We start from the raw sequence: 6,922 nt of genomic DNA, 5'->3' as shown, positions 1-6,922 counted from the left end.
GGTCTCGGCATCGCGCTGTTGCCCGCGCCGCACGCGGGGCCGCTGCTGGCGGACGGGCGCCTCGTGCGGATTCTCCCGGACTGGTATGCGGAGACGGGCCCGCTGTTCCTCTACTATTCGAACCGGCGGCTGCTGCCCGCCAAGACGCGCGTGTTCGTGGATTTCGTCGTCGAGCGTTTTCGGGAGCAGGGGCTGGCGGCGCACTTCGCGGGCTGACGGCTGTCACGGAACTGACATCTGGCCTTAATACAATGTACGATTGCCAATCACCAGCAACCCGACAGAAAGACCGACCGCATGAGACCGTCCTGGCTGAAGACTTCGCTCACCCTGATCACCTGTTCCGCGCTGTGGCTGCCCGCATTGGCCCCCGCGGCGGGCGCCGACAAGCCGGCCGGATCCGGCCAGGCCGCCGCGCAGGTGAAGCCGCCGAAGCTGGTCGTCGTGATGGTCATCGACGGCCTGCCGGCCGAGCAGGTCCAGCGCTACCGCGACCAGTTCGGCCCCGGCGGCCTGCGCCGGCTGCTGGAGCAGGGCGCGTCGTTCACGGATGCGCACCAGGCGCACGGGATCACGGTGACGGCCATCGGCCACTCGGCCGTGCTGACGGGCGCGTACCCGTACCGGCACGGCATCATCGGCAACAACTGGATCGATTCGAACGGCAAGCAGGTCTATTGCACCGAGGACACCCGTTACCACTACATCGACGAAGAGACGGACCCGCACGACGGCACGTCGCCCGCGAACCTGCGCGTGGACACGCTCGGCGACCAGTTGCGCTATGCCACCGGCAACCGCAGCAAGGTCGTGACCGTCTCCGGCAAGGACCGCGGCGCGATCCTGCTCGCGGGCAAGACGGGCACCGCGTACATGTTCATGGACAAGACGGGTGACTTTGCCAGCAGCACCTATTACATGGACAAGCATCCGGCCTGGGTCGAACGCTTCCGCGCTTCGAAACCGCAGGACCGCTACTATGCGAAGTCGTGGAAGCCGCTGCTGGACGACAAGGCCTACGCGGACGACGCCCCGTATCCGGAGGCGACGACGTCCAACCCGAACCGATTTCCTTTCATGTTCTACAGCGAGAGCGGCAAGCCGGCCGCCGACTATTACGGCCGGTTGAAGGTGAGCCCGGCCGTGGATGAACTGACCCTCGAGTTCGCGGAGGCCGCCGTCGACGGCGAGCAGCTAGGCCGCAATCCGACCGGCGCGCCGGACCTGCTGGGCGTGAGTCTCTCCGGCCACGATTACGTGAATCACGCGTACGGTCCGGAAAGCCGCATGTCGCACGACCACCTGCAGCAGATCGACCGCAAGATCGGCGAATTCTTCGCGTTTCTCGACAAGCGCGTCGGCCTGGACAACGTCCTCGTCGTGCTGACGGCCGACCACGGCTTCGCCAACACGGCCGAGTTCGCGCGCACGCAGCATGCGGACGCGCTGCGCGTGAATCCGAAGACCCTGCTCGAAAACCTGAACGCCGCGCTGGCCGAGCGCTTCGGCGGCGCGAAGCTCGTCAAGACATCGCTGCTGCCCGACGTGCACCTGGACGACGAGGCGATCGCGCGCCGCGGCCTTGTCCGTGCCGACGTGGAAAACGCCGCCGCCAGGTTCCTGCTGACGCAGCCGGGCATCTCGGAAGTCTTCACGCGCACGCAGCTGGAGCAGGGCGTCGCCGCGAAATCGCGTCTCGGCACGCTGATGCAGCGGGCGTGGAACAGCCAGCTGTCCGGCGACCTGCTGGTCGTGACGACGCCGTACACGATCTTCGGCAGCGGCTCGTCGGGCGCGAGCCATGGCACGCCGTGGCAGTACGACACGTCGGTGCCCCTGCTGGTCATGGGCAAACGGTGGATCCGGCCGGGCGAACAGCCAGGTTATGCGGAAGTCGTCGACATCGCCCCGACGCTGGCGCAGATCCTGCATGTACGCCGTCCGGCGGGCGCGGAAGGGCGCGTGCTGAAGGAGGCGCTGCGTTGATGGCGTTCCCTGAAGACGTAACGGGAGACGCGGGAGCGTCGGGGGCCGCTATACTGCCGTCAACGCCACTCAACGCGAGCCCATCCATGTACGCAGCAGTCGACCTCGGCTCAAACTCCTTCCGCCTGCACATCGGCGAGCCCATCGCGGGCCAGATCCACATCGTGCGCACGGCGCGCGACCCGATCCGCCTCGCGGCCGGCCTCGGCCCGGACAATGCGCTGTCGGAGGCGGCGGTCGAGACCGCGCTGCGCACCCTGCGCGACTTCAGCGGCATCCTGCGCCAGTTCCGGCTGGATGCGGTGCGCGTCGTCGCGACCAACACGATGCGCGTGGCCACCAATGCGGAGGCCGTGCTGCCGCGCCTGGAAGAGGCGATCGGCTATCCGATCGAGATCATCTCCGGCGAGGAAGAAGGGCGCCTGATCTACATGGGCGTCGCACGCGCATTGGGCCGGCGCACCGAGCGGCGGCTCGTCATCGACATCGGCGGCGGCTCGACGGAAGTCATTGCGGCGGATGGCGACGACATCCGCATCGTCGAGTCGTTCAGCACCGGCACGCATCCGCAGAGCGCCACGTATTTCCGCGGTGGCCACATCAGCGCGGACGCGTTCGAGACGGCCGTCAACGCGGCGCGTGCCCAGTTCGAAGACCTGGCCGGCCAGTACCGCCAGCATGGCTGGGATGCGGTCTACGGCTCGTCGGGCACGATGCGCGCGATCAGCGAGGTCATCTCGCGCAACCGGATCGGCGACGGCACGATGTCGCTGGCGAGCCTGTTCGCGCTGCGCGACAGGCTGATCGAGCTCGGCCACGTCGACGCGTTCGACCTGCCGGGCGTGAAACGCGAGCGCGTGATCGTGATGACGGGCGGCCTGTCGATCCTGATCGGCGTGATGCAGGAGCTGGGGGTGGCCGCCATGACAGCGATTAACGCCGGCCTGCGCCTCGGGGTGCTGTCCGACCTCGAACTGCGCGCCAACCGCCACGACCGCCGCGACCTGGCCATCCAGGACTGCATGCGCCGCTTCGGCGTCGACGCGCAGCGCGCCGCGCGCACGGCGGCCATCGCGAAGACCCTGTTCGACAAGCTGGCGCCGCAGGACGAAGCCGTCGTCCACCACCTGCTGCGCAGCGCCATGCTGCACGAGGTGGGGCAGGCCGTCTCGCACTCGGGCGCGCACAAGCATGCGGCCTACATCGTCGAACACGCCGACCTGCCCGGTTTCACGGCGCGCGAGCAGCGGCTGATGAGCCTCATCGTGCTGGGCCAAAAGGGCAACCTGCGCAAGGTGAGGGAGGTATTGGGCGTACCCGACCTGGCCAAGGCGGTGCTCGCATTGCGCCTGGCCGCCGTGTTCATGCACGCGCGCGTGGATGGCGACGTGGACGCCGTCCGCCTGCGCATGAAGGGCCGCATCGACATCGAGACGCCGCGCGGCTGGCTGCGCCAGCACCCGACGGTCGCCGCCTGGTTCGAGAAAGAGGCGGACGCGTGGAACGACGTGGGCGTGCCGTTCAGCGTGACCACCTGACCACCCTTGAAATCCCCGGTGCGGAAGCGATACTGAAAGTCCGATCATCGACTTTCAGGGAGAGGATCATGAACGAGCAAGCCAACATCAGCCTGATCAAGCAGGCGTACGACGCGTACGGCAGGGGCGACATCCCAACGCTGCTCGGCCTGGCTGCGCAGGACATCGACTGGGAGCTGCCCGAAGTGGAAGGCATTCCGTTCAGCGGCAAACGCCATGGCGTGAGCGAGATGGCCGACTTCTTCCGCATCCTGGCCGAGTGCCAGGAACCGCGCGAATTCCAGCCGGACCGCTTCATCGCCCAGGATGACCAGGTGGTCGTGCAGGGCCACGGCACGTTCGTCGTCAAGGCCACCGGCGCCGAGTTCAGCGGCGACTGGTGCCACATCTTCCGCGTCGCCGGCGGCAAGATCGCCAGCTTCAAGGAATACGACGATACCCACCAGGCCGCGCAGGCCTACCAGCCGCGGGGTGCCGGCGCGGGCATCACCCCGCCGCAGCCGTCAGTTCATTAACGCTCTGCTATCATGGGGGACATGAACCCCGTCCCCCTCGCAGGCCGCCACGTGCGGCTCGAACCTTTTGACGAGACGCTCCGCGCACCCGTGCGCGGCGCGCTCGATTGCGACCCCGACGCGTGGCAGCTGTTCGCGATCAACGGGCAGGGCGACGGCTTCGACGGCTTCTGGGACAGTCTCAACGCGCAGGTGGCGCAGGGCGGCTGGATCGCCTACGCCATCCGCGCCGTCGCGAGCGGTGCCGTCGTCGGCACCACCAGCTTCCTGAACATCAAGTCCTCGCGCCAGACCGTGGAAATCGGCGGCACGTTCATCCATCCGGACGTGCGCTCCACGTCCGTCAATGCGGAAGCGAAATACCTGATGCTGGCGCACGCGTTCGCGAGCGGCATGCGCCGCGTCGAGCTGCTGACGGATGCACGCAATGTGCGCAGCCAGGCCGCCATCGCGAAACTGGGCGCCGTGCGCGAAGGCGTGCTGCGGCGCGAAAGAGTCACCTGGACCGGGCATGTGCGCGACAGCGTGCTGTTCGCGATCACCGACCTCGACTGGCCGGACGTCCGGGCGGGCCTGGAGCGGCGGCTCGGCGTCAGCCAGACCTCACACGGGTGCCATGGCTCCGGAACGCCCCGGGCGTGCAGCCATATTCTTCCTTGAACAGCTTGTTGAAATACGAGACGTTCGCATAACCGACGGCAAACGCGATGTCCGCGATGGGCGTGCCGGCCTGCTCGGTCAGCAGCCGCGCCGCTTCCGTCAGCCGCAATTGATTGACGTAGGCCGTGAAGGTCATGCCGAGCTCCGACTTCAGGATCTCGTTGATCTTTTCGCGGTCCGCGCCGATGCGCGCGGTCACCGTGCCCATGTCCAGGTCGGGGTTCATGTAATGGGTGCCGATGTAGTGCAGGATGGCGGCCTGTTCCTTGTCCCTGAACGGTTCCAGGGTCAGCTGCCGGTAGGCGACGAACTGCCTGTCGATTTTCAGTTGCGACTGCAGGCTGGCGACGAGCGCCCGCGAGTGTCCCCGCAAGAACCAGACGGCGAACGCGCCCCAGCCGATCACCGAGATGACCGCCAGCGCGACAGCGTAGCGCTCGTCGTGGCCGTGCAGCGTGAATTCGCCGATCTCGACCCTGGAATCGGTGTCGCGCGGGCTCTTCTGCGTGACGCCGAATACGAATCTGCCGACCTGCCCCAGATCGTAGGACTGGCGCGCCGGGTCGACCTTCGACGTCTGGAACCACCACGGCGGAATCGTCAGGCGGGTCAGGTCCAGCGACACCGGCGTGCCCTGCTCGCTGCAGGAGAAGTAGGTTTGTGGCGACGGGTAGGTATGAAACAGGCCCGGCGTCGAGATGGCCGGGTCGAACGTGGACAGGCTGAACAGCAGTGAATTGGCGGGCGCGCATCTGGCGACGAACGTGACGGTGGTGTACTTCGACAAGTCCACCGGCCCCGCCTTGGCCTGGCCATCTTCCAGCAGCATTTCGGCCGCCACGTAGGGATAACTGGCGGCGGGCGTGACCCGGAAGTCGAAGCGAAGCGCAGCGCGGCCCGGTTCCAGGATGCGAATGGTCGACGTGCCGCCCAGGATGGCGTCCGTGATGACGTCCGGGCGCCAGTGCACGCCGCCTCGTTCCCTGGGAATGAGCGAGGCGGACGGGTGGCTTTGGCGGATGCAGAACCAGGCGGCCAGCGCATCGGCCACCAGGACGAGGATGAGCGCCACCAGCGCTTTCTTGTAGAACTCTTGCATGGGCCTATGTAGTGATTCCCCGCGCGGGGGAATCATTGTATACGCGTCACTGCGTCCAGCTCAGCGACTGCGCATCCAGCGACACCTCGTAGTAGCCGCGGCGATCCCAGGCCAGGGACTTGCCGTTCTGCGACAGCGTGCCGCCGTTCACCACGACGCGCAGCTTGCGGCCCGACGGGAAGTTGGCCGGCAGCGTCCAGCGCCAGGTCGTCACGCCGGCACTGGCCGTGGGCGTGGCCGCCTGCAGCAACTGCTGGCCGCGCCAGTAGGCGCCGATGTTGACCACGCTGTCGATCCATACCGTGCCCAGCGCCCTGGCGTGGGCCATGTTGCCGGTGACCGCGCCGATGTCCACGCCGCCGCCCCAGTCCTGCGTGGTGGGCAGCAGCGTGTGGAACAGATAGATCATCCAGCGGCCCTGGCTCGCGGCGGTGTCGAATTTGGACGCGTCGCTGGGGAACTCGGCGAGCGGCAGGTTCTGCGCGTCGCTGCCCGTGCCGGCTGCCACCATGCCCGGCCACACGCCGCGCGAGACGAGGAAGCGCGATGCGGCCGCGGCCTTGTAGTCCGTGTCGCCGAACGGGTAGGCGGACGTCCAGACGGCGGACTGTCCGAGCTTCGTGCGGATGTAGACGCTGGTGTCGTCGAACTCGGCCCCGGCGCTGCCCAGGCTTGCCGGGCAGGTATTGGGATCGTTGTCGGTCAGTTCCGCGGCCCGGCAGTGGTGCGTCGTGTGGTTGCCGATTTCCGAACCCTGCGCGACCGCGTCCTTCCACGTGGCGTCGTAGTTGGGATACCAGTTGGCGACCGGATTGACGTAATAGGTGACGCGGACGCGCTGCGCGCTCAGGTCCGGATAGTGATCGATCTGCGACGGCTGCGAGTCGTCGAAGGTATAGGACAGGGCGGCCTTGAAGCCGGCCCAGTCGAGCACGCGCAGCCCGGGCTGCCGCTGCCGCCGTCGTTCCAGGGAAGCACTTGTACCTTCAGCGGGGCCTGGCTGGTGCGCTGGCCATCGCTGACCTGCACGCTCAGGTCGTAGTCGTTGTTGGGGGGGGGGGGGGGGGGGGGGGGGGGGGGGGGGGGGGGGGGGGGGGGGGGGGGGGGGGGGGGGGGGGGGGGGG

The 6,922-nt window shown here is 67.7% G+C and carries 7 protein-coding genes; 5 read left to right on the top strand and 2 right to left on the bottom strand.

Annotation, left to right across the window (positions count from 1 at the left end):
* The 5 genes from ACEN88_RS21180 to ACEN88_RS21160 all read left to right on the top strand — a co-directional run.
* The coding region (locus tag ACEN88_RS21180; RefSeq protein WP_413342749.1) for a LysR substrate-binding domain-containing protein at positions 1 to 216 on the top strand (216 nt) is incomplete at its 5' end.
* 81 nt (positions 217 to 297) lie between these two features.
* Positions 298 to 1,986, top strand: a complete 1,689-nt coding sequence (locus ACEN88_RS21175; RefSeq protein ID WP_413342747.1) for an alkaline phosphatase family protein — start codon at positions 298 to 300, stop codon at positions 1,984 to 1,986.
* A gap of 86 nt (positions 1,987 to 2,072) precedes the next feature.
* A complete protein-coding gene (locus tag ACEN88_RS21170; protein WP_413342745.1) occupies positions 2,073 to 3,524 on the top strand; it encodes a Ppx/GppA family phosphatase in 1,452 nt (483 codons plus the stop codon).
* Positions 3,525 to 3,592: 68 nt separating this feature from the next.
* On the top strand, positions 3,593 to 4,039 hold the full coding sequence (locus ACEN88_RS21165; protein WP_413342743.1) for a nuclear transport factor 2 family protein: 447 nt from the start codon (positions 3,593 to 3,595) through the stop codon (positions 4,037 to 4,039).
* Between the two features lie 21 nt (positions 4,040 to 4,060).
* Positions 4,061 to 4,699 (top strand): GNAT family N-acetyltransferase, encoded by a 639-nt coding sequence (locus ACEN88_RS21160; protein ID WP_413342740.1) that lies wholly within the window; start codon positions 4,061 to 4,063, stop codon positions 4,697 to 4,699.
* On the opposite strand, the gene ACEN88_RS21155 is transcribed toward ACEN88_RS21160, so the two are convergent.
* Together ACEN88_RS21155 and ACEN88_RS21150 are read right to left on the bottom strand one after the other, a co-directional pair.
* Positions 4,632 to 5,798 (bottom strand): helix-turn-helix domain-containing protein, encoded by a 1,167-nt coding sequence (locus tag ACEN88_RS21155; RefSeq protein ID WP_413342737.1) that lies wholly within the window; start codon positions 5,796 to 5,798, stop codon positions 4,632 to 4,634. The two genes, ACEN88_RS21160 and ACEN88_RS21155, sit on opposite strands and share 68 nt — an antisense overlap.
* 46 nt (positions 5,799 to 5,844) lie before the next feature.
* Complete coding sequence (locus tag ACEN88_RS21150) at positions 5,845 to 6,732, bottom strand: polysaccharide deacetylase family protein (protein ID WP_413342734.1); 888 nt, start codon at positions 6,730 to 6,732, stop codon at positions 5,845 to 5,847.
* Between the last annotated feature and the right edge of the window lie 190 nt (positions 6,733 to 6,922).

Source organism: Massilia sp. CT11-108, from assembly GCF_047302915.1.
In the GTDB taxonomy this organism is placed as follows: Bacteria; Pseudomonadota; Gammaproteobacteria; order Burkholderiales; family Burkholderiaceae_D; genus Telluria; species Telluria orientalis.
Note: the sequence above shows the minus strand (reverse complement) of the source record. Positions and strands in the feature narration are given on the sequence as shown.